The 19135-nt window shown below is 65.8% G+C and carries 17 protein-coding genes; 5 read left to right on the top strand and 12 right to left on the bottom strand.

The annotated features are described in order from the left end of the window. Positions 1 to 27 precede the first annotated feature (27 nt). Together truB and BJY26_RS19575 are read right to left on the bottom strand one after the other, a co-directional pair. A complete protein-coding gene (gene truB / locus BJY26_RS10405) occupies positions 28 to 942 on the bottom strand; it encodes a tRNA pseudouridine(55) synthase TruB (RefSeq protein WP_237248995.1) in 915 nt (304 codons plus the stop codon). 35 nt (positions 943 to 977) lie between these two features. Next, the gene (locus BJY26_RS19575; protein ID WP_179428012.1) at positions 978 to 3314 is read right to left on the bottom strand and encodes an FUSC family protein; all 2337 of its coding nucleotides are present in this window, start codon (positions 3312 to 3314) and stop codon (positions 978 to 980) included. An 84-nt stretch (positions 3315 to 3398) separates the two neighbouring features. Here BJY26_RS19575 and BJY26_RS10395 point away from each other — a divergent pair, with 84 nt between their 5' ends. Continuing rightward, entirely contained in the window at positions 3399 to 3893 is a 495-nt protein-coding gene (locus tag BJY26_RS10395) for a MarR family winged helix-turn-helix transcriptional regulator (protein ID WP_179428010.1), read from the top strand. Here BJY26_RS10395 and BJY26_RS10390 read toward each other — a convergent pair whose 3' ends face one another. The 8 genes from BJY26_RS10390 to BJY26_RS10355 form a co-directional block, all read right to left on the bottom strand. After that, a complete protein-coding gene (locus tag BJY26_RS10390; RefSeq protein WP_179428008.1) occupies positions 3894 to 5786 on the bottom strand; it encodes a gamma-glutamyltransferase family protein in 1893 nt (630 codons plus the stop codon). Positions 5787 to 5895: 109 nt separating this feature from the next. Then, positions 5896 to 6390, bottom strand: coding sequence for an SRPBCC domain-containing protein (locus BJY26_RS10385; RefSeq protein WP_179428006.1), 495 nt, complete (start codon positions 6388 to 6390; stop codon positions 5896 to 5898). After that, complete coding sequence (locus tag BJY26_RS10380) at positions 6387 to 6731, bottom strand: ArsR/SmtB family transcription factor (RefSeq protein ID WP_179427996.1); 345 nt, start codon at positions 6729 to 6731, stop codon at positions 6387 to 6389. The genes BJY26_RS10385 and BJY26_RS10380 overlap by 4 nt, the downstream gene beginning before the upstream one ends. 91 nt (positions 6732 to 6822) lie before the next feature. Beyond that, the gene (gene rbfA / locus BJY26_RS10375; protein WP_179427994.1) at positions 6823 to 7251 is read right to left on the bottom strand and encodes a 30S ribosome-binding factor RbfA; all 429 of its coding nucleotides are present in this window, start codon (positions 7249 to 7251) and stop codon (positions 6823 to 6825) included. A gap of 95 nt (positions 7252 to 7346) precedes the next feature. Continuing rightward, positions 7347 to 10241 carry a translation initiation factor IF-2 gene (infB, locus tag BJY26_RS10370; RefSeq protein ID WP_179427992.1) on the bottom strand — a complete coding sequence of 965 codons (2895 nt, stop codon included), beginning with the start codon at positions 10239 to 10241 and terminating at the stop codon, positions 7347 to 7349. Between the two features lie 85 nt (positions 10242 to 10326). Further along, the gene (locus BJY26_RS10365) at positions 10327 to 10671 is read right to left on the bottom strand and encodes a YlxR family protein (protein WP_179427990.1); all 345 of its coding nucleotides are present in this window, start codon (positions 10669 to 10671) and stop codon (positions 10327 to 10329) included. 44 nt (positions 10672 to 10715) lie between these two features. Beyond that, complete coding sequence (gene nusA / locus BJY26_RS10360; protein WP_179427988.1) at positions 10716 to 11702, bottom strand: transcription termination factor NusA; 987 nt, start codon at positions 11700 to 11702, stop codon at positions 10716 to 10718. 93 nt (positions 11703 to 11795) lie between these two features. Continuing rightward, positions 11796 to 12260 carry a ribosome maturation factor RimP gene (locus BJY26_RS10355; protein ID WP_218852362.1) on the bottom strand — a complete coding sequence of 155 codons (465 nt, stop codon included), beginning with the start codon at positions 12258 to 12260 and terminating at the stop codon, positions 11796 to 11798. Between the two features lie 106 nt (positions 12261 to 12366). Here BJY26_RS10355 and BJY26_RS10350 point away from each other — a divergent pair, with 106 nt between their 5' ends. Both BJY26_RS10350 and BJY26_RS10345 read left to right on the top strand, forming a co-directional pair. Beyond that, positions 12367 to 13428, top strand: coding sequence for a DUF4439 domain-containing protein (locus tag BJY26_RS10350; protein WP_179427985.1), 1062 nt, complete (start codon positions 12367 to 12369; stop codon positions 13426 to 13428). Beyond that, on the top strand, positions 13425 to 14417 hold the full coding sequence (locus BJY26_RS10345; RefSeq protein ID WP_179427983.1) for an aminoglycoside phosphotransferase family protein: 993 nt from the start codon (positions 13425 to 13427) through the stop codon (positions 14415 to 14417). The genes BJY26_RS10350 and BJY26_RS10345 overlap by 4 nt, the downstream gene beginning before the upstream one ends. A gap of 35 nt (positions 14418 to 14452) precedes the next feature. On the opposite strand, the gene BJY26_RS10340 is transcribed toward BJY26_RS10345, so the two are convergent. Further along, complete coding sequence (locus BJY26_RS10340) at positions 14453 to 15202, bottom strand: helix-turn-helix transcriptional regulator (protein ID WP_179427981.1); 750 nt, start codon at positions 15200 to 15202, stop codon at positions 14453 to 14455. Positions 15203 to 15289: 87 nt separating this feature from the next. Between BJY26_RS10340 and BJY26_RS10335 the strand changes: the two genes are divergently transcribed. Next, entirely contained in the window at positions 15290 to 16516 is a 1227-nt protein-coding gene (locus BJY26_RS10335; protein WP_218852361.1) for an NAD(P)/FAD-dependent oxidoreductase, read from the top strand. Beyond that, positions 16513 to 17172 (top strand): GTP cyclohydrolase I FolE, encoded by a 660-nt coding sequence (gene folE / locus BJY26_RS10330; protein ID WP_179427979.1) that lies wholly within the window; start codon positions 16513 to 16515, stop codon positions 17170 to 17172. Before BJY26_RS10335 ends, folE begins: the two co-directional genes overlap by 4 nt. Positions 17173 to 17306: 134 nt before the next feature. Here folE and BJY26_RS10325 read toward each other — a convergent pair whose 3' ends face one another. After that, positions 17307 to 19106 (bottom strand): proline--tRNA ligase, encoded by a 1800-nt coding sequence (locus BJY26_RS10325; RefSeq protein ID WP_179427977.1) that lies wholly within the window; start codon positions 19104 to 19106, stop codon positions 17307 to 17309. Positions 19107 to 19135: the final 29 nt, after the last annotated feature.

Below are 19135 nucleotides of genomic sequence, written 5' to 3'. Positions count from 1 at the left end.
TCCGAGATTAGACCCGAAATCACGGGATTAGGCCCGTGACTGCGCGAATCCCACTATCGGTTTGGCCTTGCCCCCGGTATTGTCGATCACCGCGACAAGAACGCCGTCCACGCCGATCGCCGCGGTCGGGCCGGCCCAGGCAGATTCGCCGATCCACTGCCCGTAGCTCAGCGCCCGTGCTTCCGGTTCGGTCACGTCGCGCACCGGGAGGCACCGTGCAGCGGCGACCGCAAGCGACATCACCGCCGGTCGCTCGCCCGGCTCGTCCCACGACGGCAATCGAAACGCATCGTTGACGTCGAAGTCGCCGACGCGGATCCGACGCAGCGCCGTCAGATGCCCTCCGACTCCTAAGCCCGCCCCCAAATCACGAGCCAACGCACGAATGTAGGTGCCGGACGTGCAGTCGATGACGACGTCGACGTCAATGCCGGACGGCGAGTGCCGGACGGCGTCGATATCGAATCGACTCACAGTGACTTCGCGAGGCTTCAAATCGACCTGCTCGCCGTCCCGGACGCGCTTGTACGACCGTACGCCGTCGACTTTGATGGCGCTGACCGCGCTCGGAACCTGTGAAATCGGCCCGGTCAATGCCCGGACACCGTCCTCAATGGCCGGCACCGTTACCTCGTCGATCGTGCCGGGCGATGCGATTTGGTCCGGTTCGCTGTCGGCGTCGTCGGTCGGTGTGGACGATCCCAGGCGGATGGTGGCCACGTAGGTCTTGTCGGCGCCGACCAAAAACGTCAGCAGCTTGGTGGCCCTCCCGATTCCGAGCAGCAGGAGGCCGGTGGCCATCGGATCGAGCGTGCCGGCATGGCCGACTTTTTTGGTTCCCGCGAGCCTCCGGACCCGCGCGACCACATCGTGGCTGGTCCAGCCGCCCGGCTTGTCGACAAGAAATAGGCCTTCGGGCGGTTCCATGGTCTCGGTCGGCATCCGCTCACCCTAGCAAGCAGAGCCATGGCGGCTCGTCAGGAGTTGCGCGGTTTGACGGCGATATCGCTCAAGAGGTCGTGCAAGTGCGCCAATGGCCGCAGCACGTTCGTATCGCCGTGAAAGTCCCCGGACGAGGTCGGAAGACTTTGCAAGATCGCGGTGTCGGCGTCCTCGAGCGGTTTGCTGAGCTCCGGCATCGGCTGGCCGGGGCGCGTGGTCATCAGCCTCTCTGCAACTTCGGCCAAACTCAGACAAGCGGTTGCCGCGTATTCGGGATGTTCCACCGGCTTGCTGCGAATGCCGACGACGAGAGCGCGGCTGCGGATCGCCAACGCGTTGTACAAATCCAGCCGGCGACGAGAATTGAGGCTGCGGCTGCCCATCACGAGCGGCCGGATCCGCGGTTTGGCGGCCAGCGCGACCTGCCGGAAACGATCGTCCAGTGCGCGGGCCTTGGCGTCCAGTTCGACAAGCGTCGATGGCACGCTGTCCTCCTCGGATTCTTCGTCGGAGTCCTCGTCGGAACCGTCCGGCGACGAGGCCGTTGGTGCCGCCACTGCGATTTCCGTCGGAACCGGATGCGTGGGCGAGCCGGCCGCGGCACTGCCCCCTGTCCCGGGCCCGGTTTCCGCCACGGCCGGCCGGCTCGTTTCGGGCGACAGGTAGCGGGCGGCGCCTTTGAGCAGATCCCGCAAGTCGGCAAACATCGCATCGCGTGCCGCGCGGACGGCGTCAGTGGCAGACAGCGGGACGACGACGAGCGACACCAGAATTCCGGCGGCCGCGCCGATGGCTGTCTCTTCGAGCCGCAACACCAACAACCCATCGCTGAATTCGTGCAGCACGCTGTACATCTGCCCGACCATGATGGTGATGAAGAAGATCATGTACGCGTACGAAATGCGAATCAGGTAGAAGCCGCAGAACATCGACGCCAGGATGACGAAGATGACGAGCCCCACGTTGCCGGCAGTCAGATTGGCGATCCAGATCGATGCGAATAATCCGGCCACGGTGCCCAACACGCGGTTGAACGATTTGGTAAACGTTTCCGCCCGGGTCGCAGTACCGGTGAACGCCACAAAAGCGGCGATAATTGCCCAATAGTACCGGGTGTCTGAAAGCATCCTGCCGAAATAGATGGCAATGATCGCGGCGATGGTCACCTGGATGGCCTGCCGCGTGACCATGTCGAGGCGCGCGGCCGGGTTCCACCTGGTGCCCCGCGCCGGCACGTCCTTGAACGCCGCTCCCGAACCGGGAAGATTCCCCATGGCCAGCATCGCAGTCGGTTTGAATTCGTCGTCGTCCGCCTCATCCGTCGGTGACAACGCCTTTTGGGCCAAATCGAGAAATCCGAGCACTGCCAGCGCGAAGTGGCGGGCCGGAATCCACCCGTCGCCGTCGATCGCCTCGGCCCTGCCGGCCATTTCGGCGAGTTCCTCGGCCGCAGCCCGCGCGCCCACGTCGTCGCGTTGGGCCATCATTTCCGCGGCGTCGCGCGCCCGGGCCACGAGCGTCGGATCCTTGCCGGCCAGAGCGACGGCAGATCCGGCCGCCCTGTCGAGAATGTGCTGGGAATCCAGCATGCGACGTCGCAACGCGGCACCCGACCAGCCCGGCGGCAACGCGTTCGCGTCTTCCGACCAGCCTTCGACCATCAGCGCGGCTTCTGCCAACCCGGCTTGTTTGGACATCAATTTGCCGTGCCGATGCTCAAAGCGGCGCTCTTCGGCCGGCGAGCTCTCCAGCACGTTGACCATTTCGCGCGCCACGGTGCGCGCCTGCGCATCATAGGCTCGAATCGTCGCTTTCAGCGCCCGATTCTTATTGATGCGCAGCACGGTCAGCGACAACAGCAGCACCCACGCGGCCGACACCGTCACGGCGATCAGCAGTCCCGGCAGTGCCGATACCGTTGCATGCAGCAATGTGGCAAAGAAGTACCCCATCCACATCATGAAGCCGTAAAAAAAGCAGGCCCTGCCGAAACGACGAATGAATACTGCCACAAACATGATGGCCACGAACACGACGAGGTCGAGCGTGCTGCGATTTCCGACGAGCGCGCCGGCAGTCAGCCCGACCCCGACGGCTACCGGGAAAAAGAGCGCGGTCAATGCGGCTTTCCCGGCAGTCAGACCGGACAACGCCATGGTGCCCATCATGGCGATGACTGCGCCAAGCATCATCGACACGAGCAGACCGGCCGGCTTTGCCTCGGTGAGCACGCCGAGCAGGAATTCGACGGCAAGTGCCGAACCCATGCCGACGACGCCGGAGAGCGCCATGCGGATCCGGCTGTGTCCCGGATCGGATGCGGTCAGACGATCCGCGTACTCAACGAACCATCCGCGAACGCTGTCGCGCACCCGAGCCTCCCATCACCCGACTCACAAATACGGGTACCATGCCCATATTCGGAAGTTTATCGTACTGGGGAGTGAGGGTTTTCCATGCAGCAGAGCGACGTCGGCAGCTCCTCCGCCGGCCCGGCGCACTCGACCGATTCGGCTCTGGACCGGATCGAGTTGGAATCCTTGATCCTGGTCCGGCATTTCGAGATGCTCAGACGTCGCAATGATTTTTATTCGCAACTCGATCGCGCCGCTTATCTCCTCCTGCGCACTCTGGAAGCGGGCGGATCAATGGATTTGCGCAGCCTGGCGTCGGCATTGGGACTCGACCGTTCCACTGCCGGTCACCAGGTCAGTGCCATGGCCGAACACGGCTATGTCCGCACGGAGCCGGCACCGGGCGATCGTCGGCGCACGATGATTACCCCGACCGACGACGGGCTTGCCGCCATGACCAGCGTGCGGAAACTGCGCCGGGACTCGACAGCGGAGCTTCTTGAGCAGTGGGACGACGACGCGCTGGCCGCCCTGGCCGATAATTTCGCCCGCTACAACGAGACCGTGAAAGACCACTACCTCGCGCCGCTCGGCTAGTCAGCGTCCGACGGCGTAGCCTTGCATTCCGCGCGGATTCGCCCCGGCTTTGAGCAGGCCCGTGTCAGGGTTGCGGCTCACAGCGGAAAGTCGCCCGAGCGCCCAGTCGCCCGCACGCGTGACGACGTGTCCGCGCCGTTCGAGGTCGCCGATCACGTCGTCGCCGAGCCTGTCCTCGACGACTGCTCCGCCCGGCGTCCACGTGCGCGGCCAAAATGATCCGGGCATCGACGTCGTGTGGAACGCCGGCGCGTCGATGGCTGCTTGATGTGTGTATCCGCCAACCAGCACGCGCAGCAAGTACAGCAATTGCCATTGTTCCTGCTGGTCGCCGCCGGGCGAGCCGACCGCGATCACGGGCTTGCTGCCGCGGCTGACGAGGGTCGGCGTCAGCGTCGTCCGCGGTCGCTTTCCGGGCGTGAGCGAGGTTGGCGCGCCGTCCAGGAGCCACGTCATCTGCAACCTGGTGCCAAGGCTGAAGCCGAGCGACGGGATATACGGCGACGATTGCAGCCAGCCGCCGGACGGGGTCGCCGAGATCATATTTCCCCATGTGTCGACGATGTCGAGATGGCAGGTGTCGCCGCGGGTGCTTCCGCTCGCCTCGACACCGAGTTCGCCGCCCTGCTCGTCGACCGCGCCGGCCACCGTCTTGTCGACTTCCGGCCGGGCGCCCGGCACCGTCGGCTCGCCGGCGGCGCCCGCAGCGCCCGTCAGGTCGGCCTCGGTCGTCAACGGCGGAGTGAATGCTCGAGCGCCGTCGATGTGACCCGGCCGAAAGTCGAGGGAGGCGTCACCGGAGATCAAGGCCCGGCGGGTGGCGGCGTATTTCTCGCTGAGCAACACGTCGAGCGGAACATCCGTGTCGCCGTAATAAGCGTCGCGATCTGCGAATGCCAGCTTGAGAGCTTCGAGAATATGGTGGGCGCCCTTGGCCGTTGACGGGTCGAGGCAGTCGTCGTCGAGCCCGTCGAGGATTTTCAACGCTTGCAGCAGAACGGGGCCCTGTCCCCATGCGGCGGACTTCCAGATCGTGTATCCGCGGAACTCTATCGACACCGCGTCTTCCCAGTCGGCGTGGAAACCGGACATGTCCGTCGCAGTGATGACTCCCGCGTGATCGTCGCCACTGGAGTGGCGGTGCGGCCGGGAGGCGAATTCTTGCACCTCGTGCGCAACGAAGCCGTTGGACCAGAGCCGGCGGGCGGCGGCGATCCGGCGTACGCGCCCGTCGCCCGCTGCACCGTCGTTGTCGGCATCCGCCATCGCCCGCGCCTCGGTCAGTATCCGCCGCAAGGTCGCAGCCCACGGCTTGTTCGTGACGATCTCGCCGGCTTCCGGAAGACGCCCACCGGGCAGCCATTGGTCGGCCGACGTCGTCCAATGCTCGGTGAACAACTCGGACACGCGCTCGATTGTCGAACAGACGCGCGCCAGCACGGGGTGGCCCGATTCGGCGTAGTCGATGGCGAACGACCACACGTCGGCCAATTCCCACGTCCCGTAATCGGCAAGCAGCTTCAGCCAGGCGTCGAAACTTCCCGGAACCGCGGCTGCCAGCGCGCCGGAGCCGGGAACCAGGTCGAGGCCCTCGGCCGCATAGTGCTCGATGGTCGCACCGGCCGGAGCCGGGCCCTGGCCCATCAGCACCTGCGGTTTCTGCTCACCCGCGGCCTGCACGATAGCGACGAGGTCGCCGCCCGGGCCGTTCAGGTGCGGCTCGACCACGTGCAAGACGAAAGCGCCGGCGACAGCCGCGTCGAAGGCATTGCCGCCGCGTTCGAGCACTGCTTGCGCGGACGACGACGCGAGCCAATGCGTCGAGGTCACCATCCCGAACGTGCCTTTCAGGGTGGGTCGGGTCAGGAATTCCGGTGGTTCGGTGAACGTCATGGCTCAATTATCCCCGCAGCGACAAGAATGTCGGTACCGGTGCTGCGGGACTTCCCCCGCGTCCACGGCGGGTTCCTGGTGCCGAGGCGGCGGCAGCTGCCGAAGGCCGTCAGCTTTGACTCTCGTTCAGGACGGCGTCAAGGCGTTCGAAGTCCTCATCCATGCCTGCGTCCAGGTCGGAGGCGAGCATGGCATCGCACGCTTCCTCGGACGTGTACGTAGAGGTCGCCTCCAGCACGCTCCTTCCGTCGTCGAGGTCGACGAAGCGCAGCGTCTCCAGGGTGACTCCCGGCTCGTCCTCGTCCTCCCACGTGTGCACGACAAGGCCCGGCGTCACGACGTGGTACGAGCCGCGGAACGGCCAACTTCCGCCCGACGCCGCTTCCACCACGTAACGGAAGGCACCTCCCGTGACGGCATCGAACCGGTCGACACGCACTGTCGTCCCGCGCGGGCCCATCCACTGCGTGAACAGGTCAACGTCGGTGTGCGCGCGCTGCACGAGCGCCGCCGGCGCGGCGAATTCACGTCTGTGCGCGGTGGACTGCTTGCCAATGCGCGAATGCTCGGTCCGTCCGGGACGGCGGATGTCGTGGCCGGTCATGCTTCCTCCTGTGGCGTGTCGGTCGAGTCGAGGGTGGCGAGCACGGCGTCAAGACGTTGATAGCGCTCTTCGAGTCGGCGTCGTCGCACTTCCATCCAGTCGATCGCGTCGTCCAGCGGCTGCGTCACTATTTGCACGCGGCGCGTCCGCCCTTCGCGCCGGCGCGTGACAAGGCCGGCGCGTTCGAGCACGGAGAGGTGCTGCGAAACCGCCTGGAAGGACATTTCGAACAAGGCGACGAGTTCGCTAACCGTGGCATCGGACGATGCCAGTCGGTCGACAATCGTCGACCTCACCGGGTCGCCCATCGCGGCGAACGTTTGAGTCACGGTCGGGGTCATAAACCCATTATTCAAGTAAATACTTGAATGTCAACAGTAATAGCCGCCAGGTCGGTACTGATGATGCTCGCGGCGCATCCCCGCGGGCCCGCTACTCGCCGTCGTCCGGCTTGGTCTTGTACGGGTCCTCGGCAACGGGGCGGGCGTTGCTGGCCAACTTGGCCACCTCGGCGTCCCGCTCAGCCGCCACGCGCAGCAGATCCTCGAGCTCGGCAGCGGCGCGCGGGACCGCGTCGGCGATGAATTCCAACGTTGGCGTCAGCCGGGTGCCGAGGTTCTTGCCGACTTCGCGCCGCAGCAGTCCCTTGGACGATTGCAGGGCAGCAGCTGTCGCCTCGAGATCGGCGTCTTCCCCCAATACCGTGTAAAACACCGTGGCGTTCTGCAGGTCGCCGGTGACGCGGACGTCGGTGACGGTGACGAACCCGAGGCGCGGATCCTTCACCCTGCGCTCCAGCGTTTCGGCGACCACTACCTTGATGCGGTCCGCCAGTTTGCGTGCCCGGGCCGGGTCGGCCATGACAAATCCTCTTCTCTTCCCGTTCCCGGGATTTCTCTACTCCCGGGCGAAGCCGGCGGGCGCGGAGCCAATTGGCTCCGCGCCCGCCGCCGATGTCACTCGCGCGGTTTCTCGCGCATTTCGAAGGTTTCGATCATGTCGCCTTCCTTGATGTCGTTGAACGATCCGAGCCCGATACCGCACTCGTAGCCGTCGCGGACCTCGGTGGCGTCGTCCTTGAACCGGCGCAGCGATTCGATGCTGAGCTTTTCGCTGACGACGGTGCCGTCGCGAGTGAGCCTGGCCTTCGAATTGCGGGTGATGACGCCGTCGCGCACGATCGAGCCGGCGATATTGCCGAACTTCGACGAGCGGAACACTTCGCGGACCTCCGCCGAGCCGGTCCGAATCTCTTCGAACTCGGGTTTGAGCATGCCCTTGAGGGCACTCTCGACGTCGTCGATCGCCTGGTAGATGACCGAGTAGAACCGCACGTCGACACCTTCACGATCGGCGTAGTCCTCGACGCGCTCGGCGTAGCGGACGTTGAAGCCGATGATGATGGCGTTGTCGACTGTCGCGAGGTTCACGTCGTTCTGCGTGATGGCGCCCACGCCGCGGTGGATGACGCGCAGCGCCACCTCGTCGCCCACATCGATCTTGAGCAAGGCGTCCTCGAGCGCTTCGACGGCACCGGACACATCGCCCTTGAGGATGAGGTTGAGCGTATCGACCTTGCCGTCTTCGAGGGCCTGCGTGAAGTCCTCCAGGCTGACGCGCTTGCGGCGCTTGGCCAACTGTGCGGCTCGCTCGGCGGTTTCTCGCTTTTCGGCGATCTGCCGCGCAGTCCGATCATCGCCGGTCGACAAGAACGTGTCACCGGCGCGCGGAACACTCGACAGCCCGAGTACCTGCACCGGCCTGGCCGGGCCGGCCTCGGCGACGGTCTTGCCGTATTCGTCGAACATGGCACGAACGCGTCCGAATGCAGTGCCTGCCACTATCGCGTCGCCGGCGTGCAGCGTGCCCGACTGGACGAGCACCGTCGCGACGGCGCCGCGCCCCTTGTCCAAATTGGCTTCGATCGCGATACCGCGCGCGGCCTTGTCCGGGTTCGCCCGGAGGTCGAGCGCGGCGTCCGCCGTCAACAGCACGGCTTCGAGAAGGTCGCCGATGCCCTGACGTTGCAGCGCCGAAATCTCAACGAACATGGTCTCGCCGCCGTATTCCTCGGCGACCAGGTTGTATTCGGTGAGTTGCTGCTTGATCTTGGCCGGGTTGGCGCCTTCTTTATCGATCTTGTTCACTGCCACAACGATCGGCACGCCCGCGGCCTGCGCGTGATTGAGAGCCTCAATCGTTTGCGGCATGACGCCGTCATCGGCGGCCACCACCAGGATCGCCAGGTCGGTGACCTTGGCACCGCGGGCACGCATAGCGGTAAACGCTTCGTGCCCCGGGGTGTCGATGAAGGTCAGGGCACGCTCTTCACCCTCGTGATCGACGTGCACTTGATACGCACCGATGTGCTGCGTGATGCCGCCGGACTCGCCGGCCACCACATCGGATGAGCGCACGGCGTCCAAAAGCTTCGTCTTGCCGTGATCGACGTGACCCATCACCGTGACGACCGGTGGACGCGGCAAAAGCTGCGAATCGTCCTCGCCTTCGAGCTCGCCCTCGATGTCGATGTCGAACTCTTCGAGAAGTTCGCGATCCTCGTCCTCGGGCGACACGATCTGGATCTTGTAGCCGAGTTCGTCGCCGAGCACCTTGAACGTGTCCTCGTCGAGAGACTGCGTTGCGGTCGCCATCTCGCCCAGGTGGAACAGGACGGTGACGAGGCTTGCCGGATCCGCACCGATCTTATCGGCGAAGTCACCCAGCGACGATCCGCGACGCAACCGCAACGGCGTGTTGCCGTCGCCGCGGGGGACGCTGACGCCGCCGACCGACGGTGCCTGCATCTGTTCGAGCTCTTGCCTCTTCGCGCGCTTCGACTTCCGCCCGCGAACCGGCCGGCCGCCGCCGCGACCGAACGCACCCTGGGTGCCGCCGCGTCCGCGACCGCCCTTGCCGAATCCGCCGCCTGGACGACCGCCTCCGGGCCCGCCGCCGGGTCCGCCGCCACGCCCGCGGCCCGGGCCTCCGCCCGGACGGCCCGAGCTACTGGGTTGGCCGGGACGGCCAACAGTGCTCTTGCCCGGCATCATGCCGGGGTTCGGGCGCGGAGCACCCGGCCTCGGAGCACCGGGACGAGGCGCGCCGGGGCGGGGCGCACGATTGTCGCCGCGGCCTTCGGGTGCCGGGCGGGAGCTTCCCGGACGCGGCATCCCCTGTGACGTGGCATATGGATTGTTGCCGGGCCGGCCGGGGCGCGGTCCGCCGGAACGCGGCATCCCCTGCGATGTGGCGAACGGGTTATTACCCGGACGGGCCGATCCTCCCGACTTGCCGGCAGCCTTGCCCGGCTTGGCCGGTGCCTTCGGAGCCGGCTTCGGACCGGGCTTGGGCGCGGCAGGACCGGGTTTTGCCGTCGTGGCCGGCTTGTCGGCCGGCTTTGCCGCCGAGCTCGGCTTCTCGACGGGCTGTTCAGTTTCCGCCTGCTGTGCGGCAGGAGCTTCGGCGGCCGGCTGCTCGGCTGCCGGAACTTCGGCGGCCGGCTGTTCGGGTGCCGGAGCTTCGGCGGCCTTGTCAGCCGGCTTCTCCGCCGGCTGTTCCGGGGCTGCCGTCTCATTTTTTGCGGTCGCCGGCTTCTTCGGGCCCGGCTTGGCGCGGGACGCCGCGGGGGCTCCGTTAGCGGCAGGCTCGGTCTTCTTGGCTGCGGGCGCCTTGGACTCGGGAGCTGCCTGCTCGGCCGGGAAAGCCTCTTTCAGCTTGCGAATGACCGGGGCTTCGACGGTGGCCGAAGCGGATTTGACGTACTCACCCATTTCGGTGAGCTTTGCGATGATTGTCTTACTGTCTGTGCCGAGTTGCTTGGCAATCTCGTGCACACGGGGCTTTGCCACATTTCTCCTGTCTCGGTCCGCAGCCGAAACAGGCGCGAACCATTAAAACGAAAAGTAACTCACTGGTTGCTCACCAAGAAGCTGCTCATTGTTCGTTACTCATTCGGGAAGCACTGGTTCCATTGGTATCTCGTCCTTTTGCAAACGATTCGTCTTTGACAAAACTTTCCACGGCTCCGATGTCGACCTGACCGGACGTCTTCAACGCCCTTCCGAAGGCGCTTCGCCGGCGAGCCTGATCGACACACCGCTCGTCGAAATGCAGCCACGCTCCCCGACCTTCCGCACTGCGCGGACGATCCGGGACTATGACCGGCATTCCATCGGGCCGTCCCGCCTCCGCCGTCTTGATCACGACGCGAAGCAGGCTTTGCCGTGGTGCGCGCCGCCGACACCCGATACAGGTGCGCACGCTTTGCGCCTTGACCATCTTACCGTGCCTTCCGTGCCGGGTCTAAACGATAGTGGCGTCGCTCACGCCTCGACCGGCGCCTGAGTCTTTCCGTCGGACTGGATATCAATGCGCCATCCGGTCAATTTCGCGGCCAGCCGGGCATTCTGACCTTCTTTTCCAATCGCCAGGGACAGCTGGTATTCCGGGACGACGACGCGCGCGGCCTTGGCATCGGCGTCCAGAATCTCCACGCTCACGGTACGCGCCGGAGACAGCGAATTACCGACGAAGGTGGCCGGATCGTCGTCAAAATCGACGATGTCGATCTTTTCCCCGTTCAATTCGCCCATCACGGCTCGCACCCGGGAGCCGAGCTCGCCGATGCAGGAGCCCTTGGCGTTGACGCCCGGCACCGTGGCCTTCACCGCCATTTTCGTGCGGTGACCTGATTCCCGGGCGATCGACACGATCTCGACGGTGCCGTCGGCGATCTCGGGCACCTCGTGCTCGAACAGCTTCTTCACCAGGTTCGGGTGCGTGCGCGACACCGTGATCGACGGGCCCTTCATGCCCTTGTGAACTTCGACCACGTAGGCGCGGATACGTGCACCGTGCTCATACGTCTCCCCCGGCACTTGCTCGTGCGGCGGAAGGACGCCTTCCACGGTGCCGAGGTTGACCTGAATCATGTGCGGATTATTTCCCTGCTGGATCACGCCGGCGACTATCTCGCCTTCTCGCCCGCGGAAATCACCGACGATCGTGTCGTCCTCGGCGTCACGGAGGCGCTGGAGGATCACTTGGCGTGCCGTTTGCGCGGCGATCCGCCCGAACCCGGACGGCGTATCGTCCCATTCGCGACCCGGTTCTCCGTCGGGGCCGGTCTCCGTCGCCCAAATTGTGACGTGCCCGGATTTGCGGTCGAGTTCGGCACGCGCCCGGGGTTCGGCGCCGTCCGTGCGATGGTAGGCAAGCAGCAGGGCCTGTTCGATCGTGGGTATCAGTAGGTCGAGCGGAATTTCCTTTTCTCGCTCGAGTAGCCGCAGGGCTGCCAGGTCGATATCCATGGTGGTGCTCCGTTTCGCATGTTCAGTTGTCTGTTCAGTTGTCTTTCGCCGGTTGTTATGTCCACCGGGCGAACGCCCCAGTCTACCGGCCGGCTATTTGAATTCCACCTCGACGCGTGCCGAGGCGATCTCGCCGTAGGCGAGCCGGCGCGACGCGCCGCCCACGTCGAGCTGCGGCCCGTCGTCGGCAACGTCGATCAAGCGTCCCGTGAGGGAGTCGCCGCCGGCCAGCTTCACGGCGATGAGCCGCCCGCGGGCGCGCTTCCAGTGCCGGGGCTCGGTCAGCGGCCGCGTCGCTCCGGGCGACGAGACCTCGAGCGTGTACGCCCGACCGTCAAACGGCTCGTCATCATCCAAATGGGCGCCCACCTCCTTCGACACTTGCGCAATGGTGTCCAAATCGGCAGCGCCCGTCTGATCCTCCGGCAAGTCCACCGTCACCGTCACCGAGCGGCGAGAGCCATTCACGCCGATCTTCAGATCCTCAACGACAAGCCCGTGCCCATGCACGAGCGGTCCGAGCCTGTCCGCCAACGCGGCCTCTTCATCGGTTCGCACTCCGTGCTCCTTCCCGCCGTCCGGCGACTGCGTTTCCTTTCTCATCAGCCTAGAGGTTTCGGTGCCGCGTCAGCATCTCCACCATTCATGAAATGATTGGTACACCATGACCCTTGACGTTTCCGTGCCGGTTCCCCGCCGCATAGTGCTCACCGGCCTCATCGCCGCCACCGCGGTTCCGGCTCTGTCCGGATGCGGAATTCGCCTGGAAGGGGCCGACTCCCCCGCCGTCCCCGATACCGACGAGAAGGCACGGCGCGCCGTCGTCCGTCGCTTACGCGCTGCGGACGACGTGGCTCACCGCATGAACGCCGGGCACGACTTCTCCAATGAGCTGGACAGGGTCCGATCCATGCTGGCCGTCCAGCTGGCCGCCCTGGGAGCGCGACCCGGCCGAGCTGCGACGGCGCAACCGACCCGCGCCGTGAAATCCCCGACCCCCCGGGCGCTGATGACTCACGTCGCCGCCGTCCGCGACTCGTCCTTGCGCCGACTCGACCGCGTCTCGGGCGTGTTCGCCCGCCGCCTGGCCGGGGTCGCCGCCGGCAGCGCCGGGGCGGCGCACGTCGTCGGCGCGGCCGCAGATCTTCACGTCCCGTCCGCTGCCAGGCCCCTGCCGCCGCCGGAAGAAACGGCAAAACCGCCGTCCCCCAGCCCGTCCCCGGTGTCGACCCCGTCGTCCGGAGCCGCAACGGCTCTGGAGGCGCTGGGAGACGGTTTGTACGCCGCAATTTACGGATACGAGGTGCTGACAGTCCGCCTGACCGGAGACGCCCGGCGGCGCGCCGCCGGACGGCTGGACAAATTGCGCACGACGGTGGGCGAGGTCAACACACAACTGCGCGGTGGCGGCGCCGAGCCGGCCCGACCCCGCGCCGGCTATTCGCTGCCCTACTCGGTGGAGGACGCGAAATCGGCTCTCAAACTGGCCGCAACGCTCGAGCGCCGGCTCGGCATGCACCTTGGCAAAGCAGTCACCGATTTGCCGGCCGGCACCCGCTACGACGCCGCCCACTGGCTGTTCGAATCGACGCTTGCCGGCTGGCGTCTTGCCAAGACCCTGCCGGCCGTGCCCGGATCCACGCTTCCCCGGAAGGTTCGCCGGGCCGGATCCGCGCCGTCCGGCTCGACGGACACGAAGCACCCGAACTCGGAGAACGGCGCGTGAACATCCCCGATCACCTTGCCGGCAATGTACTGAAGGACTGCGGGCCCACGCTGGGCGGGCAGTGGATCTTTGAACTACCCGGGCTGATCGACCGCTTCCTCGGCGCCTGGGGACTCGTACCCGATCCGGCGTTTCCGCAGCCGTGGCACGGTTATCAGTCGATCGTCATCCCTGTCGCGGGCCGGGCCGGCGTACCGCTGGCGCTGCGCATCGCGGCCCCGTGTCCCGAGCCGATTCGGGCGCACCCGCTCGAGCGCGCCGCGCTGAATGCTTGGCGGGGTCGCGGCAGCGTACGGCTCTTGGCCGACGACGAAGCGGGCCGTGCATCGCTGCTCGAACGCCTTGACGCAACGCGGAATTTGGGGACCGTTCCGATCGCGGACGCCATTCCGGTCTGGGGCGCTTTGGTACGCACTTTGAGCATCGTCCCGCCGGCCGGTCTCCCAACGGTTGCCGACTCGGCCCGCGGTTGGTTGGCGGACTTTCCACGGAAGGCCGCCGCCTTGTTGCCCGCGTTCGCCGAGTGGCGGGCCGCCGACCACTCGATCCTCCGGACCGCACTCGAAACCGCCGACATGCTCACCGGCTGCCGAACGGCTCTGTTGGTGCACGGCGATTTGCACTACTACAACGTGCTGTCCGAACTGAATGGTGCCGGCTGGCGGGCCATCGACCCCAAGCCGATAGTCGGCCCACCCGAATACGCAGTGGCACCAATGCTGTGGAACCGGCTGTATGAGCTGCCCGGGCATACGCCGGCCGAACAATCCGATGCCTTACGCGCCCGATCCGCGGCCCTGGCCGTCAGCGCCGGACTTGACGTCGAGCTGACGAGGCGGCTGTCGATCGCCCGCGAACTGGAGAACATGTTTTGGGCGCTCGCCGATAACGCGCAGGCGGACGCTGCGCGCTCGCTGTGGGTCTGCCGGGCCCTGGCGGGTGCCGACGTGGGCCGCACCGATGCGAGGTCACTGGCCCGCTTGGTGTGAGAGCCGAGCACGCCGAGAGTGGAGTTGTTGCCGGGTTACCGGCCGGTAGACCGACCGGAACTCGACTGTCGGCGCAACCGAACGCAGCATAATCCGGCCTCCGGCTCGAAGCGTGCCCGGTACCCGGTGTTTCCGTAGCCGTCAACGGCTGATTCCAGTAATGCATCGTTCAATCCGCACACCAGTTCCGGATGCGCACGGGCAAGCCGGTGGAATGGACAATTGCGCAGCTGGATCTCGTCCTCGCCCACCTGCACCGGCTCATAGCCGTGATCGGACAAGACGGCAAGCATCTTGCGCACCCGACCCGTTCCATCCGCCGTCCGCGCAAACTCGCCGCCATCGGCGCCGCGCATCTCGCCGGCCAATTGCGTGCCCAGCGCGCGCGCCTCGTCGTCCAACGCCGTTTGAAGATTCTTGCCGCTCCGCGTGACGTCGTCAACGGCTCGGGCCAAGAGCTCGCCGGCCAACTCATAGTCGCGGGCCGGCAGCGATGCCCCAACCTCGCGGCTTGACCGCCGGTACTGCTTGGAGGGCCTTCCGGCGCCCGGCCCGGTCCGGTCGGTCAGTCGCTTCGAGCGCTGATCAAGCAGTCCGACGTCGACGAGCCGGTCCAAATGGCGCGCCACGGCCGCCCGCCCGAGTCCCACTGCCGCCGCGACACCGTCACGACTGACCCAGTCGTCGCCGGCCGCGACGAATTCGTAGACGGCGCGCCGTGTCGGCTCGGCCAATTCGCCAATCAGCGATACGTCGTCGCTCGTCGCAGTTCGATCGTCAGTCATCGTTCTTCCAGTGTCGCATGTACCATTTCTAAAATCAATGTTACGTTAGTTTAGAAAGCTATTCGATTTGCGGGTCAGGAGAAGATCATGGACAGTTCACCGACTTTCGTTATCGTCGGCGGGGGGCTTGCCGGTGCCCAAGCCGCGCAGTCGTTGCGCGACAGCGAGTTCACCGGCCGCATTATTCTGATCGGCGATGAGCCGCGACTTCCGTACGAGCGGCCGCCGTTGTCGAAGGGGATCCTGCGCGGCGACGATCCGGATGAATCGGCCGACGCATTGCCGGCGGACTTCTACACGTCGCACGAGATCGAACTCATGACGGGTACCGAAGTCACCGAGATCGATACCGATGCCCGGGTCGTACACGCCGGCGGCAATGCCATCCCCTTCGACCGGCTCCTGGTGGCCACCGGGTCCACGTCGCGGCATTTGCCGCTGCCGGGCGCCGATCTTGCGGGCATCCACTATCTGCGCACGTTCGAGGACATGACGGAGCTGCGGTCGGCATTGAAGTCGAGCTCGAGCGTTGCGATAGTCGGCGCCGGCTGGATCGGTTCCGAGGTCGCCGCCTCTGCTCGGCAACTCGGACTCGACGTCACAATCATCGACATGGCCGCCACTCCGCTCGAGGCGGTGGTCGGCCGGCAGATTGGCGAGGTCTTCGCCGATCTGCACCGCGAGCACGGCGTCACCTTGACGATGAACGCCAACGTGAAGGGCTTCGTCGGTAGCGACAACGGCCGGGTCGTCGGCATTGAAACGGCCGACGGACGAGTGGACGCCGACGTCGTGGTTGTCGGCATCGGCGCGTCCCCTCGGACGGAGCTGGCCGAGTCGGCCGGCCTCGAGATTTCGGCCACAACGCACGGCATCACCGTGGACACGTCGCTGCAGACCTCGGTCCCGGGCATTTACGCGGCCGGAGACGTGGCGTCGGTGACGCGTCCCGACATCGGGATCGACTTGCGCGTCGAACATTGGGCGACCGCGCTGACGCAAGGCCAGGCGGCCGGGCGCAATATGCTCGGCGCCGGCGAGGCGTACATGAACGTTCCGTTCTTCTTCTCCGACCAGTACGATCTCGGTCTCGAATACTGCGGCTATCCGGTCCCCTGGGACCGAGTCGTGGTGCGGGGCGACACCGGTTCCCGCGAATTCATCGCATTCTGGTTGTCCGGCTCCCGCGTCACGGCTGCCATGAACGTGAATGTCTGGGACGTCAACGAGACGCTGCAGGCGTTGATCGCGTCCGGCCGCTCGGTCGACGACTCCCGGCTTGCCGACTCCGATGTGCCGCTGGAGTCGCTATGAGCACAGTCACCGAGACCGAGTTCGACGGTCGGCGCGATCTGCGGTCCGCCGCCGGTGCCGAGGCCGGATCCGGCGTGGACGGCGAGTCCGCACTGCTTCGTGCGGCACCGGCCATTGAGCGACAGGCGGCGCAGGACGCCGTCCGCGATCTGCTGACGGCACTCGGGCAGGACGTCGACGACCCCGAGCTGGAGCAAACACCCCGGCGGGTCGCCGATGCGCTGACGGAGATGCTGTCCCCGCCGCTGTTCTCGCTCACGACGTTCGCCAATACCGAGAAGTACGACGAGATGGTCGTGGTCCGCGATATTCCGGTGCATTCGCTGTGCGCGCACCATATGCTGCCGTTCACCGGCATCGCGCACGTGGCGTATTTGCCCGGCGATCGGATAGTCGGCCTGTCGAAGCTGGCACGGGCCGTCGAGCTCTTCGCGCACGGTCTGCAGGTTCAAGAACGTCTCACGACTCAAATCAGCAATTGGCTCGATGAGACGCTCCGGCCCCGGGGCGTGGGCGTCGTGATCGAGGCCGAGCACATGTGCATGTCGATCCGCGGAGTGCAAGCGCGCGGCGCACGCACACTGACCTCGAGCTTGCACGGAGCCATGCGCACCGATCCGAGCACTCGAGCCGAGTTCCTGTCGTTGGTGAAATAACAGCCGGTCCTCCCGCTGCCGCGATTCACCGCCTGCCGAGTGGTGGCGAGTGGCTGCGAAATCGGCGATTTCGCAGCCACTCGCCACCACTCGACGCGCCGGGTCAGCCGTTCGCCACCACTCGGCGAAGCAGCTTATGCGGTGACGCGGCGGGTGATCGCATTGGCGGCTTCGTCGACCGGCACGTTCTCGGCCTCGCCGGTACGGCGATCGCGCACTTCGACGACGCCGTCGGCCAATCCGCGGCCCACGACCACGATAGTCGGCACGCCCAGCAGTTCGGCGTCGCCGAACTTGACGCCTGGCGAGACCTTCGGACGATCGTCGAAAAGCACCTCGACGCCTGCTGTCTCCAGGTCGGAGGCCAGTTTTTCGGCCGCCGGGACGATATCGGGATTCTTGCCGGTGGCGATGAGGTGTACATCGGCCGGCGCCAGATTCTTCGGCCAGATCAGGCCCTTGGCGTCGTGATTTCCCTCGGCCACCGCTGCGAGCGCCCGGGTGATCCCGAGGCCGTACGACCCCATGGTGGGCACCACTTGTTTGCCGTTCTCATCAAGGACGTTCAAGTCCAGTGCCTCGGCGTAAATACGCCCGAGTTGGAAGATGTGTCCGATTTCAATGCCGCGGGCAATCTCCAGGGGCCCGGATCCGTCGGGAGCAGCGTCGCCTTCACGCACCTCGGCTGCTTCAACAGTGCCGTCGGGTACGAAGTCGCGCCCGGCGGTCAGCTCGAACACGTGGCGTCCGTGTTCGTTGGCGCCGGTGATCCACCGCGTGCCCGACACGACTCGCGGATCGACCAGATAGCGCAGGCCCGATGTGCCTTCCGATCCAAGCACCGCCTGCGCCCCGTCCGAGGTGAAGAGGGTCGGCCCGATATACCCTTTCACCAATTCGGGATTGGCCTGCAGATCGTCGGGCGTCGCCGGTTCGACTTCGACTTCGCCGGCACCGAACTGCCCCGATCCCTCTGCCCTGTCGAGGTCGACTCCGCGGTCCCCCGGCACACCTATCACAACTATCTCGCGCTTGCCGTCCGGGTGCGTCACGGCAACCACGACGTTCTTCAGCGTGTCGGCGGCCGTCCAGGCCCGGTCGGAACGAGGATGCGCGGCATTGGCGGCGGCAACGAGCGTATCGATCGTCGGCGTATCGGGAGTGTCCTCGACGTGGGCGGCGGGAGCGTCGTCCAGCGTGATGGTTGGCGGCACCGGTGTGGTCACCGCTTCGATATTCGCGCTGTACCCGCCCGGCGAGCGGACGAATGAATCCTCGCCGATGTCGCTGGGGTGCAGGAATTCCTCACTGCGCGAGCCGCCCATGGCGCCGGAGGTCGCCTTGACGATGACGTAGTCGAGACCAATCCGGTCAAAGGCACGCACGTATGCCTCGCGCTGCTTGCGGTACGACTCGTCCAGCCCGGCATCGTCGATATCGAAGCTGTAGGCATCCTTCATGATGAATTCGCGCCCGCGCAGCAGTCCGGCACGGGGACGGGCCTCATCGCGATATTTCGTCTGGATCTGGTAAATCGTCGTCGGCAGGTCCTTGTACGACGAGAAGAGATCCTTGACCAGCAAGGCGAAGACTTCTTCATGGGTCGGAGCCAGCGCATAGTCGTTGCCGCGGCGGTCCTTCAGCCGGAACATATTGTCGCCGTAATCGGTCCATCTGCCGCTGGCCTCGTACGGTTCGCGCGGCAATAGCGCGGGGAAATGCACCTCTTGCGCTCCGGCGGCTGCCATCTCCTCACGCACGATCTGCTCGATTTTGCCCAGCACTTTCAACCCGAGCGGCAGCCATGTGTAGATACCCGGCGCGGCGCGGCGGATATAGCCGGCACGAACCAGGAGCTTGTGACTGGCGACTTCGGCGTCGACCGGATCCTCCCTCAACGTGCGGACAAAGAGGGTTGATAGACGCATCGGCATGCAGTTCTCCCGGAAAGTTGGCGCGGTGA

The sequence above is a fragment of the Spelaeicoccus albus genome, assembly GCF_013409065.1.
GTDB classification, from domain to species: domain Bacteria; phylum Actinomycetota; class Actinomycetes; order Actinomycetales; family Brevibacteriaceae; genus Spelaeicoccus; species Spelaeicoccus albus.
The sequence above is the reverse complement of the archived record's forward strand: the minus strand, read 5'-3'. Positions and strand labels throughout refer to the sequence as shown.